The organism is Pseudonocardia sp. OZ21 (assembly GCF_059359135.1).
Genome location: NZ_JCADBN010000010.1, coordinates 1 through 24,920, shown reverse-complemented (window position 1 = coordinate 24,920; position 24,920 = coordinate 1). Strand labels below are relative to the sequence as shown.

Here is a 24,920-nt window from a genome sequence, read left to right as displayed (position 1 = left end):
CATATCTGATCAGCTAGAAGGAGCGATGGATGAGTCTCCAGCCGGGTGATGCGTATGTTGCGCATCAATTCACCGTCGACATCGACGGTATTCAGAGCCCCATCAACAAGATCGGGGAGATGAAGTACTCGCTGGGCGTCGTGGAGTACCAGCAGGTGGACCAGCAAGGGAAGCCCCTGCGCAAGAAGATGCCCGGCGCGCCCGAAGGCGGCACCGTCACGGTGACCCGCGGTCTCGACGACCAGTCCACACAGTTCGACACCTGGATCGACGCGGCGATGACCGGCGACATGTCCACGGCCCGCAAGAACGTCTCTCTCGTGGTGAACGACTACACGGGACAGGAAAAGATGCGGTGGAACCTCACCAACGCGTGGGTCAGCAGCGTGACGACCACGGGCGGTGAGGCCGGTAGCGCGTCGCCGTTCACCCAGGACATCGAGATCAACTGGGAAACCATGAACAAGCAGAACGGCTGACATGCGCCGCAGCGGCCCGCGTTACCGCAGCGCTTCTGCAACTGCGCTGGCGGAGACCTCGCCCGCGGCGTCGGACGCAGAGGCTCTCGATGTACCTGTGCAACGAGAGCCTCTGCGTACCGAGTTCGAGTTCGAACTGCCCCGGGGATATGTGGACGAGTCGGGCGTCGTGCACCGTCGTGGCACGATGCGGCTCGCCACCGCACGCGACGAGCTTCTGCCGTTGCGTGATATCCGGGTGAAGGAGAACCCGGCGTACCTGTCAGTGGTCCTGCTCGGGCGCGTGATCACCCAGTTGGGCAGCATCGGACCGGCGAACGACCAGATCGTCGAGAAGATGTTCGCGGCCGATCTGGCGTTCCTGCAGGACTTCTATCGGCAGGTCAATGCCGAGGGCCACACCCGGGCGTCGGTGGCTTGCCCGCATTGTGATAAACCGTTCGAAGTGGAGCTTGGTGGGAGCCGCCTGGGGGAATCGTGACGTACGCAACTTCTCGTATTCACGAGGAGATTGCGTACCTGGCCTATTACTTCCACTGGCGCCTGGAGGACGTGTTGGATCTCGAGCACCACGACCGCAGGCGGTACGTGAGCGAAGCGAGCGCGCTCGTGCGCCGTTCGGAGGAAAGCCAGTGATCCGATGAACCTATTTCCCCGTTTTCGTCGGCCGAGGCCGGTGGCGCGGCCGACGGAGACGTCGGCCGCGCCATCGGCGCATGCGCCCTCGGAGGACTGGAAGACCGTCGCGCCCATTCAACGGGTCCTGGACGAGCCGTCGCGGGTTCTCGGCACCACCAGGAGGTCCCCGGCAACCTTCGCGGATCCTCGGATGTCGAGCCCGGAACTGGTCCACAACGTCAGTGCGGACGCACCGGGCGGCGTGGTCCACGGACTGCTCACCAGCCGGGTGGGGCAGCCGCAACCCCTCGATCTGCCGATGCCGCCACTGCCGGTCGCGTCCCGACCGGCGGAGTCCGCGCCGGCCGAGTCACCGCCGCCCGCCGACGCCATCCCGGTGGTGAGGGTGCAGCGGGCATCGGCCCCGGGCCGGATGACCAAGGCCGCTCCCACCTGGCCTGCCCGGCAGTTGCAGGCGATCGCGCCCGGTCCACCGCTCGCGCCGGCCTCTCCCACCGGGCCGAGTCCCGCCCACGACCAACCGGCCGCCACACCGAGTGTGCAGCGAACGCCCGCTCCCGCCTCGGCTGCGGGACAGGCCCCGGTCCTGCAGCAGCGCCCCACGCCCGGCGTCCTTCCCGACCGGCCCGCACCCGGCGTGTCGAACGCGTCGACCGGCGGCTCGTCCGCGCCGTCCACTCCACCGGCGGTCACGCCCACCGGCCCCACCGTTCAACGCCGGGCCGGGCTCGGGGAGCCGCGGCCCGCCACGCCCGCTCCCGGCAGCGCGACGCCGGGAGATGCCGCGTCCCCGGCGCCGGGCACGACCCCCGGCGTCACACGGAGCGGGAGCCAGGGTGCCGGTCCGCCCGCCCGCAGGCGTTCGAGGATCGGGCCACCCCTCACGCCGTCCGAGGCCGCGGGGCGCGCGTCGTCGTCGCCGGGCGCGAGTCCGGTGCAGCGGTCGGTCACCGGATCTCCGCCGCCGGCTCCCCCGGCTCAGGTGCGGTCCACGTCCCGCTCCCCGCAGGCGGCGGACGGTCCCCGGCCGGCGAGCGGACCGGTGCCACCTGCCGTGCCCGTCACCCCACCGCAGGCGGCCGACTCCCCGACGTCGGCGGCTGCGCCCGGCCGCCCCGGACAGAGCCCCTCGACCCCCGGCCAGGGCGGCGCACCGGCGGCCTCCTCCGTGCAGCGCGCCCCGGCATCGGGCGAGGCTGCGCGGCGGCCGGGCGGAACAGCGTCCCCGACCCCCTCCTCCGGGGGCGGCGCCTCCTCGACAACCGGCACGGCGTCCGCCGGCTCTGCCGCGAGCGCGGCCTCCGCGCCTGCTGTGCAGAGCAGGCCGCTCACCTCCGCCACCCCGCCCCCCACCGCCACCACCCCGCCAGCAGCACCCCCGGCCCCCGCAGCCGACGAGTCCGGGTCGCCCGACGCTCCCCGCAGCCAGGCCGCCGGAACACCGGCAGGACCGCCCAGCACCACCACCGTGCAACGCGCACCTGCCGCACCCGCACCTGGCTCCCCCAGCACCCCGGCCACCGCACCGAGGACCACACCGCCGGCGACCAGGACCTCCCCCTCGACGCCGTCGAGCCAGTCCCCCGCGACCCCGGCGACCCCGGCGACCCCGGCGACCCCGACCCAGGCGACCCCCACCTCCACGGGCTCCGGTCGGCCCCCCACCGTCCAGCGCCGGCCGCTCACCTCCGCCACCCCGCACCCCACGGCCACCACACCACCCGCAGCACCCCCGGCACCCGCCGCCGCCGACACCGGGTCGCCCGGCAGCCAGAGCACCGGTACCCCGGCAGGACCGCCCACCAGCACCACCGTGCAACGCGCCCCGGCGTCGGGTTCCCCCAGCAACCCGGCCACCCCACCGGGCGCGGCACCGCCCACGCCCCCGGCGACGACCTCCCCCTCCACGCCGTCGACCCCGGCCCGCACGACGCCGGTGACCATGACCCCGACGACCACCACGACCCCGACCGCCACGGGCTCGACGGCCGCCGGCCGGTCCCCCACCGTCCAGCGCCGGCCGCTCACCTCCGCCACCCCGCCGCCCACGGCCACCACCCCGCCCGCAGCACCCGCCGCCGGCGAGCCGGGGTCGCCCGACGCGCCCCGCAGCCGGACCACGGGCACACCGGCCGGGCTGCCCACCAGCGCGACCGTGCAGCGCGCCCCCGGACCGGCCACAGCCCCGACATCCGCGCCCGCCTCCCCGAGCAGTCCGGCCACCCCGCCGAGGACGACACCCCCGGCGACCAGGACCTCCCCTGCCGCGCCGTCGAGCCGGTCCCCCGCGACCCCGGTGACCCCGACGACCCCCGCACCGGGCTCGACCTCCACGGGCTCGACAGCCTCCGGTGAGTCCTCCACGGTCCAGCGCAGGCCGCTCACCTCCGCCACCCCGCCCCCGACGGCCACCACCCCACCCGCACCGCGCACCGCGGCCGGACCGACCGCCACCGGTACCCGGTCCACCGGCACCCCGGCACAGCTCCCCACCAGCACCTCCGTGCAACGCGCCACCGCACCGGCAGCGACCCCTACCCCCGCACCGGGCTCCCCCGGCAACCCGACCACCCCACCGAGCGCGGCACCGTCCACGACTCCGGCGAGCACGCCCGCGTCCACGCCTGCGACTCCGGCGAGCACGCCCGCGACTCCACCGAGGTCCACGACCTCTTCGTCGACCTCGCCGTCCACCTCCCCGTCGGCCTCGCGCCCGGACGGGCCCGCCGTGCAGCGCAGGCCCCTCACCTCCGCCACCCCGCCCCCCACCGCCACCACGCCGGCACCTGCGCCACTCCCTGCCCCGGCCGCGATCGACCCGCCCGGAACACCGGCAGCGTCGGTCCAGCGCACAACACGGTCGACCGCACCTCTGAACCCGACAGGCCGGCAGTCCGCGCCGTCGAGCTCGACCCCGACCGGCTCGACGCCGGGGACGACGACACCGGGCACGACGACACCGGCGGCAGCGCCTTCCCCGGCAGCGCCGTCCCCGATCGCGCCGTCCACGATCGCGCCGTTCCCGGCCACGCCTTCCCCGACGACGACTTCCGGGGCAACGCCACCGACCCCGACGAGCTCGGCGCCGGCCACCCGGCCCGGCTCCCCGCGGGCGGCTGAGCCCACCGCGGTACAGCGCAGGCCGCTCACCTCCGCCACGCCGCCCCCCACCGCCACCACTCCGACGGCACCCACCGCACCCACCGGACCCACCGCCGGCGGCCAAGCCGACGGAGGAGCACCCGGACTGCCCACCCGCGCGACCGTCCAACGCATCGCCACGCCCTCGACGCCCTCGACTCCCACAGCGCCCACCCCCGGCGAGCCCGCGGAGTCGTCGAGCGCTTCCGGGCCGGCGTCGACGCGGAGGGCCACCGCGCCCGCGACCCCGCTGACGCCCACGACGGGCTCCTCGGCCGCCGGGCAGGCGACCCCGCCCGGCACCCGGTCGGTGCCACTCACCGGATCCACGCCGGCCACGACGGTGTCCACCGGCCCCACCGTGCAGCGGCTGGGAGCCACCTCGCCCGCACCGCAGACCCCGGGCACGAACCCCGCCGCGCCGGCCGCCACACCCCTGCAACGCAGGACCGCTGCTGCGACCCCACCCCCGGACGGACCGGGCAGCGTGACGTCCGCTCCCGCCCTCCCGTCGTCCCCGGTCGGGGGAGCCCGCAGCCCGGCAGGCGGCGCCACGCCCGTCTCTCGGTCCGCGGGCCTAAGGTCGCCGGCCCCGGTTCCGCCGGCCGCTCCCGGTTCGAGCGGTTCGGCCGCGCCGGGGAGCCCGACCGGGGACGGCGGGCCGCCCGCCGTGCAGCGCGCCCCGCAGGCACCGGGCTCGGGCAGCGCACCTGCGCAGGGCGCCTCCTCGGCCACCCGGCCCGTCCAGCGGCTGGCGCCGCTGCGTGCCACGTCGGTGCTGGGTACAAGCGCACCCACGACGGGGAACCAGGCGGCCACCACGCGGTCGCCCGGAGCTGCTCCGGGCTCACCCGTGGTCCAACTGAGCCGGCCCGGCAGCACGGCACCGGCACGCAGCACGCCGAACGCCCCGCTCCCCGGACCGCCGCTCCCCGGACCACAACCGGGCAACTTCCCGCCGCCCGGCCTCCCCCTGCCTCCCGGGACGATCCTCCCGAGCCCTGTCACTTCGCCGCCGGGGTTCGGCGGCCCCGGCCAGACCGCGGGAGCACCCGGGACACCCGATCCCGCCGCGGGACCGGGCGTGACGACCGCGGTGCGTCCGACGGTGCAGCGGTCGGCGGCCACCGGGGCACCGGCGACACCGGCCCAACCGTTGGCGCTGACGCAGCGGACCTACCCCGCCGCCCCGCTCACGGTCCCCACCGTGCGCCGCCGGCAGGAAACAGGCGCGGCGGCGGTGCAGCGGAGCGCCACCACCCGCAGTGGACCGGCGAATGCCGCGCGACCGCAGAGCGCGCCCCCGCCACCCCCCACGACCAGCACCAACACCGTGGTCCAGCGTGCGGCGACGGCCCCGAGCGGTACCGCTCCGGCACCGGTCCCGACCACGGACCCGGCCTCGGCCGGCTCGCCGATGTCCCCGCTGAGCCGCCAGGACATGGACCAGCTCGCCCGTGACCTCATCGGCCCGCTCTCCCGTCTGCTGCGGGCCGAGCTCAGGTTGGACCGTGAACGCAACGGCCGGTTGCGCGACCACTAGCACCAGGAGAAGGACAGATGCCCCCAACCACCGACCCCGGCTCCACCGTCTTCTTCAAGCTCTCCATCGACGGACAGGACTTCGGGCTGTTCACCAGCTGCGAAGGCTTCAGCGTGCAAGCGGAGGCCCAGCAGCACCAAGAGGGCGGCAACAACTCCTTCACCTGGCATCTCCCTGGCCGCATCAACTACAGCAACATCCGGCTCTCCCGGCCGATCAACTCGGACTCCAACCAGGCCAACCAGTGGATGGAGCAGTCGATGGTCACCACCCTCTTCACGCGGCCGACCGCGGAGATCACCGCGATGAACCCCGACGGCAGCGAGCTCTGCACGTGGGGACTCAACGAGGTCACACCGGTGAGCTGGCAGGGCCCCACGTTCAACCCGGACAGCCCCGGAGTCGCCACCGAGACCCTCGAGCTCGCCTACCACGGATTCAGCCTCTTCTGAGCCATGGTCAACTTCAAGGGCATCGCCCAGAACGCGGCAGGGAACGTACCGGGCCTCAGCAACTTCGCGGTCTCGAAGGCCTCGCTGACCCTGTACCGCCCGCCCGCCTCGGCGACCGGCATTCCCGGCTCCCAGATCGGCGAGGTCAAGTTCTCCTACAACCCCGGCAGCGTGCAGATCCAGCGTTCCGCGTCCTGGAGCGCGCAGTCGGCCGTCGCCTTCGAGCGCGGCACCACTCCGGAGTTCCACGGTGCACAGCCGGCCAACATGAGCCTCGAGATCATCCTCGACGGCGGCATCCTCGGTGGCCTCACCGGCGGCGGGGTCGACAAGGACATCGAACTGCTGATGTCGGCCTGCCAGGTGGATCCGCAGAGCGTGAGCAGCAAACGCCCGTCACCACCGTGGGTGAAGCTCTCCTGGGGCAACCTGAAGGAAGCCCAGTTCACCGCGATCACGCAGAACGTCAGTGTGAACATCACACGGTTCAACGCGGACGGCACACCGAACCGCGCGACCTGCCAGCTCTCTCTCATGGAGATTCCGCAGGCGACCAAGGGCCAGAACCCCACCTCCGGGGCGCTCACCGCATCGCGGATGCACTCGGTGGTGGCCGGGGACTCGCTGGCGTCGCTCGCCTGGGCGGAGTACGGCGACCCGACCGTCTGGCGGGTGATCGCGACGGCCAACAACATCGACGACCCGTTGCGGCTGAAGCCGGGACAGGAACTGCTGCTACCGGCGGCGGAAGAGGTGCGGCGATGAGCGAGCCTGCGAGCGAATCAATGACACAGCGCCTTCGCGAAGCGCCGACCGAGCGCAGCGAGGGAGAGCGATGAGCGAGCCTGCGAGCGAATCAATGACACAGCGCCTTCGCGAAGCGTCGACCGAGCGCAGCGAGGGAGAGCGATGAGCGAGCCTGCGAGCGAATCAATGACACAGCGCCTTCGCGAAGCGTCGACCGAGCGCAGCGAGGGAGAGCGATGAGCGAGCCTGCGAGCGAATCAATGACACAGCGCCTTCGCGAAGCGCCGACCGAGCGCAGCGAGGGAGAGCGATGAGCGAGCCTGCGAGCGAATCAATGACACAGCGCCTTCGCGAAGCGCCGACCGAGCGCAGCGAGGGAGAGCGATGAGCGAAAAGATCTACACCAATGTGCTCGAGGTCCAGATGAACGGCACCAAGCTGCCGGATCCGCTGGCACGGCTGCTCATCTCGGGCTGGGCGGACAGCAGCATGAACCTGCCGTCGGCCTTCGAGCTCACGTTCTCCGACCCGCACAGTGACGTGACCACCACGTTCTCGCAGCTGGCCATCGGGGCGAAGGTCCAGATGTCGGTGGCCGCCGACGGCCAGATCGGGCAGCCGCTGCTGACCGGCGAGGTCACGGCGCTCGAGGCGGACGCGGACCGGAACGGCCGGACGCTGCGGGTGCGCGGCTACGACGCTGCGCACCGGTTGCAGCGCAACCGGCGGGTCGCCGGCTATCCGAACATGACGGCGGCCGACATCGTGCGCAAGCTCGCGACCCAGAACACGCTCCAGGTCGGCAAGATCGACTCGACGCCGACCGTCTACGAGATGGCGACCCAGCCCAACATCACCGACTGGGACTTCATGTCCCGGCTGGCGCTGGAGAACGACGTCTATCTCTACGTGGACCGCACCGGCAAGCTGCAGTTCACCGCCCGCCGGGACGCGTCCGGGGCGCCCGCGGACACCACCACGTCGGAGAAGAGCCCGTACGTGCTGCAGTTCGGTGCCAACGCGCTGCGCTGCCGGGTGGGGGTGACCTCGGCAGGCCAGGTCAACACGGTGACCGTACGAGGGTGGGACGTGCCGACCAAGCGCACGCTCACCGCCCAGGTCCCGGCGACGAAGACCGACGGGACGCAGATCGACGTGACCCCCGCCGAGGTCACGACGAAGTTCGGGAAGGCCGCGCTGACCGACTCGGACGTGCCCTACACCACGCAGTCACAGGTACAGCACGCCGCCACCGCGCTCGCCGACGACGTCGCCAGCTCCTTCGCCGAGATGGAGGTGGCGGTCACCGGCACCCCTGAGCTCGGACCGGGCGTCCCGGTCGCGCTCAACGGGGCGGGCCGTCCCTTCGAGGGCAAGTACACGGTGACCTCGGCCCGGCACGTCTTCGAGAGCGGTCAGCAGTACCTCACCTGGGTGGAGGTCACCGGCCGTCAGATCCGCAGTCTCTACGGTCTGGCCTCCGGCGGGGGCCAGAGCGCCCCGGTGATGCCGAGCATGGCCAACGCGCTCGTGAGCAACGTGAAGGACCCGACGAAGCAGGGCCGGGTGAAGGTCAAGTTCCCCTGGCTGTCGGACACCTACGAGAGCGGCTGGTGCCGGGTGGCGCAGTTCGGCGGGGTGCGCGGCGGCGGCTCGGTCCTGCCCGAGGTCAACGACGAGGTGCTGGTCGGGTTCGACCGGGGCTCCCTCGAGCACCCCTACGTGCTCGCCGGCCTCTACAACGGCGTCGACCGGCCCACCCCGGACCCCAACCGGCTGGACCAGGTCGACGGGGTCAGCGGCGCCGTGAACTGGCGGAGCATGGCGTCCCGCAGTGGGCACACCGTCGAACTGCTCGATGCGAAGACCAAGGCCACCACCGGGATCCGGATGCGAACCGGCAACGGTGCGCTGACGATGTACCTCGACCAGACCAAGACCACGATCACCGTGGACAGCAAGGGCGCGGTGAGCATCAAGGGCACGGTCAGCGTGAGCATCGAGGCCGGTGGGGACCTGAGCCTCAAGGGCGGCGGCGCGGTAAACATCGACGCCGGCGGCGTGCTGAGTCTCAAAGCCGGTGGGGACGTGGCGCTCAACGCGGTCGGGGCCGCGACCATCAATGCGGTGGGCACCGTGACCATGAACTCGGCCGGGCCCGTCGAGGTGGGCTCGGTGTCCGCCGTCACGGTCAACGCCCCCGCGGTCGCCCTGAACGGTGCCGTCCTGGCCAACGGGGTGCCGGTGATATGACAGGCACGGAGTCGACAGCGCCCCTACGCATCCTGGCGATGCGGCGATGAGTGGCGCGTTCGTCGGTGCGGGCTGGTCGTTCCCCATGCACACCCAGGCCTCGGGCGGGATCGCGCTCTCCCGAGGTGAGGGCGAGATCGTGGAGGCCATTCGGCTGATTCTCTCCACGGCGCCCGGGGAGCGGCCGATGCGCCCGGAGTTCGGCTGCGGCGTGCACGATCTGGCGTTCGACCCGATGAACCCGACGACGGCCGGCCGGGTGCGGTTCGAAGTGATGGCAAGCCTCGAACGATGGGAACCGCGTATCGAGGTGCTCGACGTGGTCGTCACCGCGGATGACGACGACGCCGCCACGCTGCTCATCGACATCGAATACGAGATTCGCGGCACCAACAATCCGCGGAACCTTGTCTTTCCCTTCTACGTCATACCTCCCGACGAGAGCGAAGTTTAATGCCCCTGCCCGCCCCGAACCTCGACGATCGTCGGTTCCAGCAGTTCGTCGACGACGCAAAGCGCTACATCCAGCAGCGCTGCCCCGAATGGTCGGACCACAACGTCTCCGACCCCGGAGTCACCCTGATCGAGGCCGTGGCCTACATGGCGGATCAGGTCGTGTACCGGCTCAACCGCGTGCCGGACAAGAACTACCTGGCGTTCCTCGACCTGCTGGGGATCACCCTCTTCCCCCCGGCGGCGTCTCGCGTCGACGTGACGTTCTGGATGTCGGCCCCGCAGCCGGAGCCCCTGGTGATCCCGGTGGGCACCGAGGTGAGCACGGAGCGCACCGACACCGAGGTCGCGATCGGCTTCGCCACCGACAGCGACCTGGTCATCCCGCCGTGCGAGCTGCAGTTGGTGCTGCGCCAGGTCACCGGCGGCGCACCGGAGGACCGCACCCAGGAGATCCTCAGCGAACGGGACGTGAGCGCGTTCTCCGCCGAGCCCCGCGCGGGCGACATGGTGCTGTTCGGGCTGTCGGTCGCGGTGCCGAACTGCGCCGTGGTGCTCGAGCTGGACAGCCGGGTCGACGGCGTCGGGGTCGACCCGCGCCAGCCTCCGCTGCGGTGGGAAGCGCTGACCTCCCGCGGATGGCAGCCGTGTGAGGTGGCCGAGGACGGCACCGGTGGCCTGAACCGCACCGGCCAGGTCATCCTGCACGTCCCCGACGGGCACACCCGGTCCCGGCTGGGCCAGCAGGAGGCCGGGTGGCTGCGCTGCCAGGTCACCGAGCCGAAGGTCGGGCAACCGTTCTACTCGGTGTCGCCCACCCTGCGTTCCGCCACGGCGTTCACCATCGGCGGCACCGCCCGTGCGGTGCACGCTGACGACATCCAGAACGAGATCCTCGGTGAGGCCGAGGGGGTTCCGGGACAGCGGATGCAGCTGTCGCGACCGCCGGTGGTGCTCGGCGAGCCCTCTCTGGTGCTCGAGGTGTCCGACGACGACGGATGGCGGCCGTGGGAGGTCGTCGACAACTTCGCCGCCTCCGACGCCCGCTCCCCGCACGTCCGCCTCGACGCGACGACCGGCGAGATCACCTTCGGCCCGGCGGTCCGCGAGCCCGACGGCAGCGTGCGGCAGTACGGCGCGGTGCCGCTCAAGGGCTCGGTCGTGCGGGCGACGCGCTACCGCTCGGGCGGAGGGCGCACCGGCAACGTCTCCCGCGGCACCGTCCGGGTGCTGCGGAGCTCGATCCCGTCGATCGCCCGGGTGGAGAACCGGGAGGGTGCCCGCGGCGGCCTCGACGGCGAGACGATCGACGAGGCCAAGGTGCGGGCGCCGATCACCCTGCGCGCGCAGGACCGGGCGGTGACCCCCCGGGACTACGAGGAGCTCACGCAGCGGGCCGCACCCGAGGTCGCCCGGATCGCGTGTCCGACCGTGCGCGAGTCGGGGAACGAGAACGCGGTGCGGGTGCTGGTGGTCCCCCAGGCCGTGCCGGACATCGGCGGGCGCCTTCGCTTCGAGCAGCTCGTCCCCGGTGACGAGCTGCTGGCCCGCATCACCCGCTATCTGGAGGATCGGCGCCCGCTCGGGGTGCGGCTGTCCGTGGGACCGCCCTTCTACCAGGGCGTATCGGTGCAGGCGACGATGCATTCCTTCCGCGGGGTCTCCTCGCAGCAGGTGCGAGCCGGCGCGCTGGACGCCCTGTACGAGTACCTGGACCCGCTGACCGGGGGGCCGCAGGGCGAAGGCTGGCCGTTCGGGCGCCCGCTGGCGGCCGGTGAGCTTTTCGCGGCTCTGCAACGTGTACCTGGCGTGGAGCTCGTGGACGAGGTGCAGCTGTTCCCCGCCGACCCCCTCACCGGGCGGCGAGCCGACCAGACGGACCGGATCGATCTCGCGCCCGTGGCGTTGCTGTTCCCGTTCGACCTGCGCGTGCGAGTGATCGGGGATCGATGAGAGACGGTGTCACCGACCCCCGCAGCCCGTACCCGCTGGCCGACCAGCTACCGGCGATCTACCAGGAGGACTTCTTCGGGCTGCGCTTCGCCAGCGGCTTCGACGTGGTGCTCGGACCGCTGCTGATCCTGCTCGACTGCCTCGAGGCCTACTTCTCCCCCTGGCTGGCCCCCGAGGACTTCCTGGACTGGCTGGGCCAGTGGATCGGCGCCGAGCTCGACGGCGACGAGCCGGTGATGATCCGCCGGGAGGCCATCGCCAGCGCCGTGACCATGCACCGCAGGCGCGGTACCGCCACCGGCCTCGCCACCGCCGTCCGGCTGGCGATCGGGGTGACCCCGGAGATCACCGAGAGTGGCGGATCGTCGTGGTCGGCGCGACCGCTCGGTCCGTTCCCCGGCAGCGCTGAACCGCAGCTGCGCGTGACCGTGCGGGTCCCCGACCCGCGCACGGTCAACCTGGCTCGGTTGGAGGCCGCGGTGGCGGGGGCAAGTCCTGCACATATGCCGTTCACCATCGAGGTGATCGGCACCAACGGAAACGACGTGTTGACGGTATGAGCGACGAGACCACTCCACCCCGCTGCCCCAACTGCGGAAACGAGGGGCCCTCCAGCGGCAAGTCCTTCTGTGAGGTGTGCGGCGACTTCGTCGACTGGGACGAGGTCCGGCGTACCGAGCAGCGCGCTTCCCAGTCCCGGCCTGCGCCCCAGCCGCAGCCTGCGCCCCAACCCCGGCCCCAGCCGCAGTCGCAGTCGCAGTCGCAGCCCGAACCCCCGTCTCCGGCGTCCGCGCCGGCACCGTCCCCGTACCCGCAGGCCCCGGCACCGGTCTCGTCCCGGACGGCAGGGTTCGACGACACCCCCGCCGACCCCGATGCCGAGTCGCGCAAGTCGGACCTGCGGCAGCGGGCCCGCCGGCTCCTCGTCCCGCTCTCCGACGACGTGGCGCCGGTGCTTCCCGGACGCCCCGAGCCTCCCCGGCCCGAGGTCCGGCCGGTCACGGCGACGCAGGAGAGCGGCATCGTCTGCTGGAACTGCGGGGTCGAGAACCGGTCCGACCGCCGGTTCTGCCGTAACTGCGGTGTGGACCTCAGCGCTGCGCCTGCTCCCGCGGCACCGCGGAAGCCGGGGTTCTGGCAGCGCATCCGGCTCTGGTTCGCCCGGCTCAGCCGGGGCAAGCTGATCGCTCTCCTCGCGCTGCTGGCGGCCGCGATCCTCGCGGCGCTGGCTTTCCTGTTCCTGCCGGCCCTGCTCAACAAGTTCTCGCAGCTCACGCCATCGACGGTGGCGGCGTCGGAGACCGACCAGCAGCATCCGCCGACCGCCGCCTTCGACGGCAACTCGACCAGCTGGTGGGGCACGGGCCAGGGCGGCGACTCCGCGGGTGCGGCCATCACGGCGAACTACGCGCAGTCGGTCAACCTCCGCGCGGTCCGCATCACCCCCGGCGTCTCCCCGAACCCCAAGGACCGCGACAAGGAGAACCGGCCCCAGCTGCTCGACGTCACGGTGGAGAACACCCAGGGGCAGAACAAGGTGTTCCACGTCCGTCTGCAGGACGGCCTCGTGCAGCAGGTGGACACCCCCGTGGACAACGTCAAGTCGGTGACGCTCACGGTGCGGAGCGCCTACCAGTCGGGCCCGGGCAAGCAGGTGGCCATCGCCGAGGTGGAGCTGCTCGGAACGCGCAGCTGAGGATCGCGCACCGGCGGGGCGACGTGGTCGTCCCGCCGGTGGTCAGCCGATGGCCGCGAGGAAGTCGAGCACCCGCTTCCTGAGCACCGTCGCGGCGCTCTCGTCGTAGACGGGCAGGCTGCTGTCGGTGAACAGGTGCTGGTCACCGGGGTAGAGGAACAGCTCCGCACTCTCCACCGTCTCGACGAGCTCGTGGGCGATGTCGACATCGCCCCACTCGTCGTGGTCCATCGTGTGGATCTGCACCGGGACGCCGGGGGGCCACGTGCCCCCGAACTCGGACAGCGGGACGCAGCCGTGGAGCAGCAGGGCGCCCTTGGCACCCGCACGGGTCTGGGCCAGCATCTGCGCGGGCATCACCCCGAGCGACAACCCCGCGTAGACGACGTCGGAGGGCAGGTCCTGGGCGGCGAGCCGGCCACGCTCGATGAGGGCGCCGAACCCGATCTCGTCGGCATGGCCGATGCCGTCGGTGAACTCGGTGAAGGTTCGGCCGTCGTAGAGATCCGGGGTGTGCACGACGTGTCCGGCGGCGCGGATTTCGTCGGCGAATGCGCGCACTCCCGACGTCAGTCCCTGCGCATGGTGGAACAGGACGATCTCAGCCATGGCGCGGGAGCCTAGTGGCCGGTGATTCCGACAGGTCGAACGCGCTGGGTGCGCTATCTGCTCGGGACGGCGGCCGCTGTCAGCCTGGACGCCGTGACCGTCATCGCGTCCCACGGGGGGTGCACGAGCCGGTTGGACCGGTCCTCGTACCACAGGATCCGGCCGTCCCGGTTGACGACGCGGTGCTGATCCACCTGATCCGGCCGCGGGCGGCTGGTGCGGACCAGGAACCCGGACCCGTCCCCTTCGGTCCGCAGGTCCTGCTCGAGCCTCTTGATCGAGTCGGTGACCGCGGGTTCGGCCGCCGTGGGGTGGGTCCACTGCGAGTGCACCGCGGTGTCGACGGCGTGCTCGGCCGGTGTGCTCGTCTGCTCGGTCGGCAGGGAGACCGCGACCGGCACGATCCCCGACACGGTCTTCGACGCTTCCGGTCCGGAGCCGCCATGGAAGGTGAACACGAACCGCACATGGCCGTCGAAATGGACGAGGGGGAGCGTCATCTTGGAGTTCGACACCACCCGCGCGCCGCTCTGCACCTCGGTGCCCTGGCGCTTCCGGAGGGAGAACCCCAGGAAGCCGGTGCCGCTGGGGGCGCCCTTCACACCGGATGCCGCGGCGCCGAACTGCCCGGTGATGCCGCTCATCGTCGACTTGCGCTCCCGCTCGCGGAACCGCGTGGTGTTCTCCGCCACCAGCGCGACATCCGCACCCTGCTCCTCGCGGTCCTGGGCAAGCTCCACCACCTCGGCGGTCACCGAGACCCATGCACTGCCGAGTTTCACCCGGAACCGGGGGCTGGTGAGCGCCTCGCCCCGGGTCAGGCGGGGCAGGTCGGCCATCAGCCGCTCCCGGCTGAACGCCTGCTCGACCCGCTCGGAGTTCCTCAGGCCGCGGCTCGGGCCGGAGTCCCAGGCGCCGCGATAGTTCTGCCGCCCGTAGGTGTCGAGCAGGCCGAGCAGGGAACCGACGTCGGGCAGGTCGCGGATGACGGTGTTGGACGGAAGGCCGTTCATCCAGGTCTGCTCCGGGGCCACCCGGGCGGTGCGGGGTTCCGCACGACGGACCGCCCAGGCCCGGCGCAGACCCGGCGTGGGCTGCTGACCGACCCGGAACCGGGCGTCCTCGGCCTGGTCGACCGCGAGGGCGTCGCTGCTCTCGACGAGCGCCCGGAAACGCACCTTCGCCCGGCCCGTGTGGCGCTCCTTCGTCAGGAACGCCCTCTTCGTCATCGGGGGAGCCGGCGCGGCGTTCCGAGCGGTGGACCTCGCCACCAGCTCCGCCCGCTCCGCGGCCAGCTGCTCCAGGCGGGATGCCGCGTTGCGCTCCACGGAGTTCGCGGCGCTCGCGGGCCGGTGTACGAACTGTCGCCGTGTCCGTTCGACCTCCAGGATCCGCTGGTCGATCTCGTCGATCCTCGGGTCTCTCAGCGCTTCCGTGCGCGGGCGTTTGCGGACCTCCGCGGTCTGCTCCTCCAGCAGCTCCGCCTGCTCGGCCATCAGGGCCGCCCGCCGGCGCGCCAGCCCCTCGCCGTCCACCCGGGCGGACGCGGGATCCGGTATCGCGGCATGGAACTCGCGCTCGGAGCGCTCGACCTCCTGGAGCTCCGTGGCGATCCGGTCCATCTCCTGGCGGAACCGGCCGGACGTCTTCCCGACGCTCTGGTCGACCGTCCTGCCCCACAGGCGACGCGGTGGCCGGAACTCGACGTCGATGGCCGCGATCCCGTCGAACACGCTGCCCGGAACCTTCGACTTCGTCCCGCCGCCCGAGCTTCTGCCGGTCCGCTGGTCGGAGGTGGCGTCCACTCCGCGCTCGTAGATGCCGGTGACACCGCCCACGAGCGCGGGGGCAACTCCCGAGGGATCGGAGGTGCCCTCGACCCCGACACTCGTGACGTAGGCGCTGCGTGAGTCGGCCATCGGCCGCCCGTCGGTGCCCAGGAGGGTGAGGCCGGCGGCGGCTCCGCTGTTGAACTCGACGGAGGGGATGTTCGCGGCGTGCGTCATCTCCTCGACGCTGGACCTGACGACCACGCTGCCGTGCTTCTTCAGCGTGATGGTCCAGGACTGACCCGCCATCAGCGACCGCATCCTCGTCCGGAGCTCGTCGATCGTGAACTGCTCCGCGAGCTCGGCGCGGGCCGCCGCCCAGGCCTTCGGGGACCCGAAGGCCCGGACGCCGGTGTCGGTCAGCTGGTCCAGAACGGCCCCCGAGGAGAGCCGCGCGGGCCGCACCGGCACCAACCTCGAGGCCGAGGTCGCCGCTCCCACGGGCTGGGGCAGCTCGGGGTGGAGCAGCTCCAGCACGATGTCGCTCGCGCCGAGAATCTGGGACTGCGTGATCCGGGACGGCGGCCGGAAAAGAGTCGTGGACGCGGTGGCCGGCCCGGCCCCCGGCCTCTGCTGCATGTCACGGGCGGGGAATGCGAACTCACCCCGCATGACCGCTGTCACCGTCCGGGGCGGCCCCCCGCGGAGCCTGACCTCGATCCCGAAGCTCAGCCTGCCCGTGAAGAGCTCAGCAGGCTCGACCGACTTCCCTCTCGATATCGCGGCGGCGGACTGGTCGCGTCCGACTTCCTGCATCCGATCCACGTACGCTCGCTCGCCGACCGTGACCGACAGGTGGGGCGCGGACACGGATCCCTGCGCCCTCGCGGCGACCCGGTTGCGCTGCCCGCGCGAGGTTCCCGCGGCGGCCGTCGAGTCCGTGCCGATCTCGAACTCGAAGGCGGGAACCGAGCGGAGGTGCGACGTCATCGCCGCCGTGGCCGAGACGATGCGGATGTCCGTCCGCTTCTTGTCGACCGTCACGGACGTGCCCCACGGCCGCCCGTGGGTGAGCGCGGAGACGAGCGGCCGGAGCGCGACCGGGTCGAAGAGCGGAAGCACCTTCTCCTCGACCTCACGCCAGTGGGAACCGAACCCGTCGCCGATCTCCGCGCGGAGCTTCTCCACCACCGCCCTGTCGTCGTCCAGCCGTACGACCACGTCCGACGCACCGATCTGACCGGTCCGGCTCACCCGCTCCGGCCCCAGCGCGGCACCCGGAGCGGCAGTGGGGATGACATCGGTCCCCGGGCGGACAGCGAGCCGGGTGACCGGAGCACGGAAGCGCTGCCTACCGCGGGCTCCATCCACGACGTGCTCGTCGGTGTGCGACTTCGGCACCGCCACCAGGAACCGGAGCGGGGTGGGTTCGTCGCCCAGGGCCTCGGTGACCCCGCTCTCGGCGAGCCGGACGTCCACCGTGGCCGTGCCGATGAACACGACCATCGGCTCCGAGAACTTGCCGCTGGCGACGCTGCCGCCACCCCGGCGCGCCTCCGATGCCTTGCGGTGCCGTACCGCGAACTCGCCCCCGAGCCCGGGGAACTGGGCGGACACCGCCTCCGAGAGCTGGTGGTCGACCCCGCCCTGGACTTCGACACCGCCACCCCGATAGGAGGAGTGCTGCGCGGCCGACCCCTCGCTCACGTCGTTGAGCACGTTGAGCTCGGCCTTGTCCGAGAGCTCCCGGACGTAGTCCAGCCGCTCCAACCGGGCCGTCGCTGCCATCCAGGCGGCACCGTGCCGGGCGCGGACCAGCGGTGGGCTCTGCAGCGGCACCTTCCGGGTCATCGCCGGAATCGACGCCGCGAGACGCTCGCGGCTGAACGCACCGAGAACCACGGGCCGCAGACCCGGCCAGGCCTCGCCCAGCTGCCGCTGCCCCAGCGCTCCCGCGAGGTCGGCGACGGGGTTGTGGGCGTCGTCGGATCCCGCGAGCACGTCGAGGATGACGGCGTGGGCCGGCAGCCCTCCCCCGCCCTGTCCTCCGGAGCCCCAGATCGCCTCGCCGGGCCGTCGGACGGTCGCGCCAACGGCAAACCTCGGTGCGGTCATGGCCCGGCGTCCACCGACGGCCGCGAACCTCCTCGCCCCGGCGGCCTCCACAGACTCGGCGGCCTCCACGACGGCCTGGAACCCCAACCTCGAATACGCACTGGTGGGAGCGGTCGAGGCCGCGTCGAGAAGGCTGAACGTCAGCCTGGCGACACCGTCGAAGACGGCGCCGCGCGCCTTCATCTTGATGCCGGTGCCGGACCGGACCGTGATCTGCCCGCCCGACCTGTCCTCACGCCCGTACTCGACCGGGACGGAGAGGGTCCCGCTCAAGGGCGCACCGTTGAAGTCGGAGTTCGAACCCGCGAAGACACCTTCCGCCCGCCAGCCCGCGACGCCGGAGGTACCCACCGTCCGGCTCGCGTCGGTCCCGACGTTGAATTCCGTCTGCGCGGTGGTGCGAACGTGGCGCATCTGCTCGATCTCGGCGGCGACCCGGATCGTGCCCCGGCCGTTCATGAGGGGGATCTCGAGACCCCTGCCCACCATCATGGCTTTCAGGTCGCTCTGCAGCGACACCATCGTGAGATGCGCCAGCAGCTCCCGCCGCATCGTGGGCCAGGCTGCGGTGAACACGTGGCGGCCGCAGCTCTCCACGGACGCCGGGTCCGTCTCGGCGCCGAGCAGCGCGCGCACCCCGCCACCGGTCCGCTTCCCGGCCACATCCACCGCGTAGACGTCCTGGACCACGTCCATGCCGCCGAGCGCGCGGGTCTCCTGCACCCGCACCGGCGGCATGAGGTGCTCGCGCGGACCTGGAGCACCTGCCGCCTCGGCCTCCGGGCCGGCGACCAGTGCGGGCACGCTCACCCGGGAGCCGGACCCGTCGTCTCCCTCGCGGATCTGCCGCCGGGAACCCACCACCGGCAGCCGACGTGGCCCGCGGAGACCGGAGAGGTCGAACGCGATCTCGATCTCGGCGTCGATACGCAGCGCACGTTCCGCTGTCTTGGTGCGCGCGAAGCTGCGCCCCACACTCGCCAGGACGCTGCTGGTGATCCGGTCCCGCAGCGCACCGCCCTGGAAGGTGAACCCGGTGGCCGCGGACGTCTTCGCACTGAAGATGCCCCCGCCGCGGATCCGGGATCGACGCTCCCCGAGCTCGGAGACCGACGTGGACCGGTCGCCGCCGTCCTCGAACTCCAACTTCTCGATCGTGTCCCGCGTCGCGGCCTCGACGACCCGGGCCGTCACCCCGATCTCACCCGTCCAGCCGCCGACGTCCAGGGCGACGAGCATGACGTCACCCCGGGTCAGCGACGAGAGCACCGGCTGCAACGCCTGCAGGCGGAGCGGCGCCGCGACCTGTTCTCCGGCCTCGTCCAGCTGACGCGTGCTCAGGACGTGGGCGAGCTCCCGCAGCAGGGCATCGCTGACCAGGTTGTCCGCGCCCTCGAGCTGAAGGACGCGGTCACCGCCCCCGAGCTGGCCCTCGCTGATCCGCTCGGGTGGGCTCGGGACGTCACCACCCCCGGTGGAGCCCCGCGCCGTCCTCGCCGCTGCCTCCGCGGGCGCGTCGGCGTTGGTTCGTCCGGCGTCGACCTGCGCCGCAACCCCGTTCGCGCCCTCCTCCGGGATGGGGGGCAGCGGCCTCCGCCGGGGGCGCGCCACCGGTCGAGCCGGCACGCGCTGCACGACGGAGCCCATGGCGACCTGCCCTCGGTCGGGCACCCGCACGGCTTCGGCGTCCACGGTTGCGCCGGTCGTGGACAGCCCCGACACCACGGCCGATGCCACCGCATCGGCCTCCCGCTCGAACCGGTCGTCCGGACGGCTCATCCGCAGGCGGTTGCCCTGGTCGGTACCGCTCACCGGACCGCGCCGTTGCTGGACGACGTGGGTCAGCTCGTGGGCGATGGTCCGCCGGTCGGTCCCTGCACCGAGCACGACGTGCTCACCGGAGGTGTAGGCGCGGGCCCCGATCTCCGTCGCCGACCGCTGCGCGACCGCATCGGAGTGCACCCGGACGCCGGAGAAGTCCGTCCCGAGCCGCGTCTCCATGTCGCGCCGTACTCGATCGTCGAGAGCCCGCCCGGGGGACGCCAGCACGTCGTGGACGGCGGAGCTGTCCTCGTGGCCCGACTGCGGCTGCTCGGCCATCGCCCGGTTGACCGCGCCGTTGCCCGCCAGGCGCTGCAGCGTGGCCAGCCGCGCCGAACCCGGCTCGGCTGCGGCCGGAGCGGAGCGTCCGGCCTGACGTGCGGGCGACCGAACTGGATGCTGCGCACTGCCGACCTCGTGCGCGGAGCCCCGCAGCCGCACTGGTTCTCCCCGCTGGTCGTGACATCGTTCGGCTCCTCCTCGCCCGAAACTCGGGGAGACTCCCCAGATTGGTCGAAGGAGCGGAAAGCACGGGAAACCGAAGATGTACGTCCAGGGAAGTCCGCATGGCCTGAGCGTTTCCGCAGGTCATGGCCGGATTTCGGAAAGGTGAGTCGCGAGGATGCCGCCCCGGATACCATTTCCGGACAACAGCGAACAGCGCCGCCGCCGGCGCAGGAACAGCACGATTTCCGGCGGCTTTCCGTCGCCGGCGGCCGATCGGCCGGGAGCTGGGTCCGGTCAGTCGTCCCGGTGCGCGGTATTCATGGTGAACGCCGGCAGGCACACCGCCACGTACTCCGCACCGTCCGCACCGGGCGAGCTGTAGCGCACCCACTCCCCCGCCGCGGTGTGCACCGCCTGCCCCGCCGCCACGGTGAGCTCGCCGCTCTCGTGCTCCACGCGCAGCGCACCCCGCAACACGAGCGTGAACTCGTCGAACTCGGGCCGCTGACCCGGCTCCGACCAGCCCGAGGGACTGCGCATGTGCGCCATCGACAGCCGCCCGTCGCCGGTGTTGACCTGCCCGACGTACTCGTCGATGGTCTTCGGCGGCTCGCCTGCCGCGGTGACCCGGCTCGGGTTCTCGATCAGTCTCGGCACCGCACGATCATCTCAGCCATGGGTACGGTCGGGACGTTCGGGAAGGTGCAGGGGAGGGAACCGTGGTCGATCCCGGAGGCCACCGCTACGAGTCGGTGGTGGACAAGCAGATCCGGCTCGCCCAGGAGCGGGGTGACTTCGACAACCTGCCGGGGAAGGGCAAACCGCTCCCCGGCCTCGACGACCCGCACGACGAGATGTGGTGGGTGAAGAGCTACCTGCGGCGCGAAGGCCTGTCGAACGACGCGCTGCTGCCACCGTCCGTCCAGCTGCGCAAGGAGGTCGACCGGCTGCCCGCGACCCTGCGCGATCTGCCCACCGAGCAGGCCGTACGCGACGCGGTTGCGGAGCTCAACATGCGCATCGTCGACTTCCTGCGCGCACCGTCGGGGCCTCGCGTCCGCATCGGGCCCGTCGACGCGGACGACGCGGTGAGCCGGTGGCGCACCGAGCGGACGGCACCCGCTCCCGCCGTCGAGGCCGTGTCCGCGCCCCCCGGCCTCCACCCACCGCCCACGACGCCCTGGTGGCGCCGCCTCCTGCGCCGGAGCTGACGGCTACCGCACATCCGGTTCCGCGAGCGCCGCGGGCCGGGCGGTGCTGGTCAGTGCCACGCCGACCAGGATCAACACACCACCGAACGCCTGCGCCGCAGTGGGCACCTGGCCCAGCAGCAGCCAGGACGCGACGGCCGAGGCCACCACCTCCAGCAACGCCACCAGCGACCCGCGCGCGGCACCGATCCGGGCGATCGCGGCCAGCCCGGTGAGGTAGGCGACCACGGAGGAGACACCGATCAGCAACGCGGCGGCGACCAGCCATCCGACGTCGACGCCGGCGAGCAGCACCCCGGTGGCCCCGGTGTCGACCACGACCGGCAGCACACCGGCGGCCCCGAGCACCCCGACCACGACGGCGCCCACCGTCATCCCGACCCCGGCGAGCACCAGCGGCGGGGTCGTGCTGCCTGCGCGGTCGGCCATCAGGAAGTACGCGGCCTGGCACACCGCCGCGGCGAAACCCCAGGCCAGCCCCTCCCAGCGCAGCCCGATCCCGGACCACACCTGCACCACCATCGTCAGCCCGACCAGGGCGACGCCAGCCCCCAGCACCGTGCGCGGACCCGGCGGCTGCCCCCGCACCAGCCACACCCAGCCGATCACGAGGATCGGACCGAGGTACTCCAGCAGCAGCGCGACCGTCACCGGCAGGTACTGCAGGGCGTTGAAGAACGCCACCTGCACGCCCGCCATGGCGAGCAGCCCGTACAGCAGGAGCGCCGGCCCGTCGGCGCGGATCGCGGCCAGCACACCGGGCCGGGCGACCGCCAGGATCGCCAGCAGGATCACGGCCGCCCCGCCCAGCCGCACGAGCACCGCGCCGTTGGCGGACCATCCGGCGTCCGTCAGCGCCTTCGCGAACGGCCCGGACAGCCCGAACGCGGCGGCCGAGACCAGAGCGAATGCGAGACCGGCCTGAGTGCCGTCGCGACGGGCAAGCAGGCCGGCGCTCAGTCCTCGGCTCCGGTCTCCGCCACGAGGCCGGCCGCGGCGATGCCCGCCACGGCCGCGGCCTCGTCGTTGAGCGACAGGTCGCCCGTGACACCGACGGCGCCGAGCAACCTGCCGTCGCCGTCCCGGACGAAGACGCCGCCGGGGACCGACAGGATCCGGCCGCCGGCCAGCGTGGCCACCGACGTGAAGAACTCCGGCGAGTCGGCGGCACGCGCGGCGATCGCCCGGTTCGTCATGCCCAGCCCCAGCACGCCCCACGCCTTGGCGACGGCGATGTCCGGGCGCAGGTGACCCGAGCCGTCCTGGCGTCCCAGCGCCACGAGGGCACCGCCGGGGTCGAGCACGGCGACCGTGAGCGGGTTGAACCGCTGCTCCGTCCCGTGCTCCAGCGCGGCGCGCACGATGGTCTGGGCCTGCTCGAGCGTGATGGTCACGGTTTCCTCCAGGTCGACGGGCGATCGGGCCTGATCCTGCCTCAGGACACCCGGGTCAGCCGCAGGACGGGGATCGTCCGGGTGGTCTTCCGCTCGTAGTCACCGAATCCGGGCTTCTCGGCGACGACGCGTGCCCAGATCTCGTCGCGCTCCGGCCCGGACACCTCCTCCGCCAGCACCGCGAAGGTCTCCGTGCCCACCTCGACGTCGAACTTCGGGTTGGCCTTCAGGTTGTGGTACCAGTCGGGGTTGGTCGGTGCCCCGCCCTTGGAGGCGATGATCACCAGGCTCCCGTCGTCCTGCGGGAAGTAGACCAAGGGCGCCACGCGTACGGTGCCCGACTTGGCGCCGATGTGATGGATCAGGATCATGTTGGAGCCCTCGAAGAAGCCGCCCGCACGCCCCTCGTTGGCCCGGAACTCCTCGATGATCTTCTGGTTCCGGTCGTCCCACTCGCTCATTTTTCTCCTCACAGCACAGCGTCAGAAGAGCAGCACCCAGACCGCGGTGATCACAGCCCCACCAGCGACCAACCAGAAGAGACCGGCCCACATTCCGCCCGGAACGTGGGTGAGACCGGCGAGCATGTCGGCGTCCGAGCTGGCGTGCAGGCCCCGGCGCCTGCCCCGCTGCAGCTCCCGCACCGCACGCAGACCACCGAACAGCAGGAACCAGCACAGCGCGGCCGCGAAGCCGTCCTGCAGCCGCGGCGTGCCCCACCCGGCCACCGCCGTGACGAGCGCGCCGGTGGCCAGCACGGCGACCGCCCCGTAGAGGTTCCGGATGTGGATCAGCGTGGCGACGAGCAGACCGAGCGCGATCCAGAGCATCAAGGACGCGCGGTCCGCGGCCACCAGTGCGGCGCCGCCGAGCCCCAGGAGCGACGGCGCCGGATACCCACCGAGGAACGTGAACACCAGGCCAGGGCCTCGGCGGGCGCCGGTGGACACCGTCAGCCCCGACGTGTCGGGGTGCAGCCGGATGCCCGTCAGGCCCCGCCCGGCGAGCACGGCGACGAGCGCGTGGCCGCCCTCATGGGCGATGGTCACCACGATCCGCGTCCAGCGCCACGACACCTGCCAGACCACCGCGACGAACGCGAGGACGGCCGCCAGGAGCACACCGGGCCGGTCGGCGACCAGCGCACCGAGGGTGTCGATGACGGTTTGCAGCACCGCGCCCGCGCCATCCCCCACGGCACGAGTCTCGCACTGGCGCTACGGGCGCCCCGGGTGCGGGCCGGAAACGGTGTTGACCTTCCAGCCACTGGAGACCAGAGGATGAGCCCATGACCGAGACGACCCTGCTGACGATCGGACAGCTCGCCCGCCGGTCGGGCGTACCGGTCCGCACCATCCGGTTCTGGTCCGACGAGGGCGTCCTGCCCGAGACCGAACGCTCGACCGGAAACTACCGCCGCTACGACGCCCGCGCCGTGGCCCGGCTCGACCTCGTGCGCACGCTGCGCGAACTCGGCCTCGGCCTCGACGACGTGCGGCTCGTGCTGGAGCGCAGACGCAGCGTCGAGGACGTCGCCGCGGCGCACGTACAGGCCATCGACAGTCAGATCCGAACCCTGCGGACGCAGCGCGCGGTGTGCACGCTGCTCGCCCGCGGGGCCCCCTCCCCCAGAAAGGCAGCCCTCATGAACGACCTCGCCCGGCTCTCCGCCACCGAACGCCAGCAGCTGATCGACGAGTTCGTCGACAGTGCCTTCGCGGACACCGATCCCGACGCCCCCGGTGCGGGGATCGCCGGTGCCATGCGAACGATGCCTGCGGAGCTACCCGACGAGCCCACCACCGAGCAGGTCGAGGCCTGGGTGGAGCTCGCCGAGCTCGTCACGGACCCGTCGTTCCGCGCGCGGGTACGGGAGATGGCCACCGCCGGATCCGAGCCGGGCGCCGCCGAGCCGCTGGTTGATCCGGCGGCCGTCATCGAGCACGCGGGCGCGGCGGTCACGGCCGGCATCGCACCGGGATCGGCGGAAGGGCAGGCCGTCCTGCACCGGCTCATCCCACCGGAGCTCGACCCGGCCGGCCGGGACGAGCTCGCCGCCGCGACCGCCACCTTCACCGACCGCAGGGTGGAGCGGTACTGGCAGCTCCTCGGGACCCTCAACGGCTGGGAGCCCAGGCCGCCCTCGGTCCCGGCGTTCGAGTGGCTGATCGACGCCCTCCGCACCCACCCCTAACCCC

The 24,920-nt window shown here is 72.3% G+C and carries 22 protein-coding genes; 13 read left to right on the top strand and 9 right to left on the bottom strand.

What is annotated here, in order from left to right; all coding sequences use genetic code 11:
* Nucleotides 1–29: 29 nt before the first annotated feature.
* The 3 genes from AC5L35_RS22375 to AC5L35_RS22365 are packed head-to-tail and all read left to right on the top strand — an operon-like array spanning nt 30 to nt 1,115.
* Nucleotides 30–479 (top strand): phage tail protein, encoded by a 450-nt coding sequence (locus AC5L35_RS22375; protein WP_169399698.1) that lies wholly within the window; start codon nt 30–32, stop codon nt 477–479.
* Nucleotide 480: 1 nt separating this feature from the next.
* A complete protein-coding gene (locus AC5L35_RS22370; protein WP_495061635.1) occupies nt 481–960 on the top strand; it encodes a hypothetical protein in 480 nt (159 codons plus the stop codon).
* A complete protein-coding gene (locus AC5L35_RS22365; protein WP_312859511.1) occupies nt 957–1,115 on the top strand; it encodes a DUF6760 family protein in 159 nt (52 codons plus the stop codon). The genes AC5L35_RS22370 and AC5L35_RS22365 overlap by 4 nt, the downstream gene beginning before the upstream one ends.
* A 714-nt stretch (nt 1,116–1,829) precedes the next feature.
* Here AC5L35_RS22365 and AC5L35_RS22360 read toward each other — a convergent pair.
* Together AC5L35_RS22360 and AC5L35_RS22355 are read right to left on the bottom strand one after the other, a co-directional pair.
* Entirely contained in the window at nt 1,830–2,069 is a 240-nt protein-coding gene (locus tag AC5L35_RS22360; RefSeq protein ID WP_495061634.1) for a hypothetical protein, read from the bottom strand.
* Nucleotides 2,070–2,096: 27 nt separating this feature from the next.
* Entirely contained in the window at nt 2,097–5,159 is a 3,063-nt protein-coding gene (locus AC5L35_RS22355; protein WP_495061633.1) for a hypothetical protein, read from the bottom strand.
* Nucleotides 5,160–5,343: 184 nt separating this feature from the next.
* Between AC5L35_RS22355 and AC5L35_RS22350 the strand changes: the two genes are divergently transcribed.
* The 8 genes from AC5L35_RS22350 (at nt 5,344) to AC5L35_RS22315 (ending at nt 13,356) form a co-directional block, all read left to right on the top strand.
* A complete protein-coding gene (locus AC5L35_RS22350; RefSeq protein ID WP_495061632.1) occupies nt 5,344–5,802 on the top strand; it encodes a hypothetical protein in 459 nt (152 codons plus the stop codon).
* A 17-nt stretch (nt 5,803–5,819) separates the two neighbouring features.
* Nucleotides 5,820–6,254: a phage tail protein gene (locus AC5L35_RS22345; protein WP_169399240.1), complete on the top strand. Its 435-nt coding sequence runs from the start codon at nt 5,820–5,822 to the stop codon at nt 6,252–6,254.
* Between the two features lie 3 nt (nt 6,255–6,257).
* Nucleotides 6,258–7,019, top strand: a complete 762-nt coding sequence (locus AC5L35_RS22340; RefSeq protein WP_495061631.1) for a CIS tube protein — start codon at nt 6,258–6,260, stop codon at nt 7,017–7,019.
* Between the two features lie 366 nt (nt 7,020–7,385).
* Entirely contained in the window at nt 7,386–9,254 is a 1,869-nt protein-coding gene (locus AC5L35_RS22335) for a VgrG-related protein (protein ID WP_495061630.1), read from the top strand.
* A gap of 46 nt (nt 9,255–9,300) precedes the next feature.
* Nucleotides 9,301–9,708 carry a GPW/gp25 family protein gene (locus AC5L35_RS22330; protein WP_495061629.1) on the top strand — a complete coding sequence of 136 codons (408 nt, stop codon included), beginning with the start codon at nt 9,301–9,303 and terminating at the stop codon, nt 9,706–9,708.
* The gene (locus AC5L35_RS22325) at nt 9,708–11,660 is read left to right on the top strand and encodes a putative baseplate assembly protein (RefSeq protein WP_495061628.1); all 1,953 of its coding nucleotides are present in this window, start codon (nt 9,708–9,710) and stop codon (nt 11,658–11,660) included. Before AC5L35_RS22330 ends, AC5L35_RS22325 begins: the two co-directional genes overlap by 1 nt.
* Nucleotides 11,657–12,220, top strand: coding sequence for a phage tail protein (locus AC5L35_RS22320; RefSeq protein WP_495061627.1), 564 nt, complete (start codon nt 11,657–11,659; stop codon nt 12,218–12,220). The genes AC5L35_RS22325 and AC5L35_RS22320 overlap by 4 nt, the downstream gene beginning before the upstream one ends.
* Entirely contained in the window at nt 12,217–13,356 is a 1,140-nt protein-coding gene (locus AC5L35_RS22315; protein WP_495061626.1) for a zinc ribbon domain-containing protein, read from the top strand. Before AC5L35_RS22320 ends, AC5L35_RS22315 begins: the two co-directional genes overlap by 4 nt.
* 42 nt (nt 13,357–13,398) lie before the next feature.
* Here AC5L35_RS22315 and AC5L35_RS22310 read toward each other — a convergent pair whose 3' ends face one another.
* The 3 genes from AC5L35_RS22310 to AC5L35_RS22300 form a co-directional block, all read right to left on the bottom strand.
* Complete coding sequence (locus AC5L35_RS22310; protein ID WP_495061625.1) at nt 13,399–13,965, bottom strand: dienelactone hydrolase family protein; 567 nt, start codon at nt 13,963–13,965, stop codon at nt 13,399–13,401.
* Nucleotides 13,966–14,018: 53 nt separating this feature from the next.
* Entirely contained in the window at nt 14,019–20,111 is a 6,093-nt protein-coding gene (locus AC5L35_RS22305) for an eCIS core domain-containing protein (protein ID WP_495061624.1), read from the bottom strand.
* 300 nt (nt 20,112–20,411) lie between these two features.
* Nucleotides 20,412–20,774 (bottom strand): cupin domain-containing protein, encoded by a 363-nt coding sequence (locus AC5L35_RS22300; RefSeq protein WP_495061623.1) that lies wholly within the window; start codon nt 20,772–20,774, stop codon nt 20,412–20,414.
* 62 nt (nt 20,775–20,836) lie between these two features.
* Between AC5L35_RS22300 and AC5L35_RS22295 the strand changes: the two genes are divergently transcribed.
* Nucleotides 20,837–21,328 (top strand): DnaJ family domain-containing protein, encoded by a 492-nt coding sequence (locus tag AC5L35_RS22295; RefSeq protein ID WP_495061622.1) that lies wholly within the window; start codon nt 20,837–20,839, stop codon nt 21,326–21,328.
* A gap of 3 nt (nt 21,329–21,331) precedes the next feature.
* Here AC5L35_RS22295 and AC5L35_RS22290 read toward each other — a convergent pair whose 3' ends face one another.
* From AC5L35_RS22290 to AC5L35_RS22275, 4 genes are read right to left on the bottom strand one after another with little or no spacing between them, the layout of a single operon-like run.
* Nucleotides 21,332–22,276: an EamA family transporter gene (locus tag AC5L35_RS22290; protein WP_495061897.1), complete on the bottom strand. Its 945-nt coding sequence runs from the start codon at nt 22,274–22,276 to the stop codon at nt 21,332–21,334.
* An 8-nt stretch (nt 22,277–22,284) separates the two neighbouring features.
* Entirely contained in the window at nt 22,285–22,722 is a 438-nt protein-coding gene (locus AC5L35_RS22285) for a GlcG/HbpS family heme-binding protein (RefSeq protein WP_495061621.1), read from the bottom strand.
* Nucleotides 22,723–22,763: 41 nt separating this feature from the next.
* Nucleotides 22,764–23,183, bottom strand: coding sequence for a nitroreductase family deazaflavin-dependent oxidoreductase (locus AC5L35_RS22280; protein ID WP_495061620.1), 420 nt, complete (start codon nt 23,181–23,183; stop codon nt 22,764–22,766).
* A gap of 21 nt (nt 23,184–23,204) precedes the next feature.
* Nucleotides 23,205–23,918 carry a M50 family metallopeptidase gene (locus AC5L35_RS22275; protein WP_495061619.1) on the bottom strand — a complete coding sequence of 238 codons (714 nt, stop codon included), beginning with the start codon at nt 23,916–23,918 and terminating at the stop codon, nt 23,205–23,207.
* A 92-nt stretch (nt 23,919–24,010) separates the two neighbouring features.
* On the opposite strand from AC5L35_RS22275, the gene AC5L35_RS22270 reads away from it, so the two are divergent.
* Nucleotides 24,011–24,916 carry a helix-turn-helix domain-containing protein gene (locus AC5L35_RS22270; protein WP_495061618.1) on the top strand — a complete coding sequence of 302 codons (906 nt, stop codon included), beginning with the start codon at nt 24,011–24,013 and terminating at the stop codon, nt 24,914–24,916.
* The last annotated feature ends 4 nt before the right edge of the window (nt 24,917–24,920 follow it).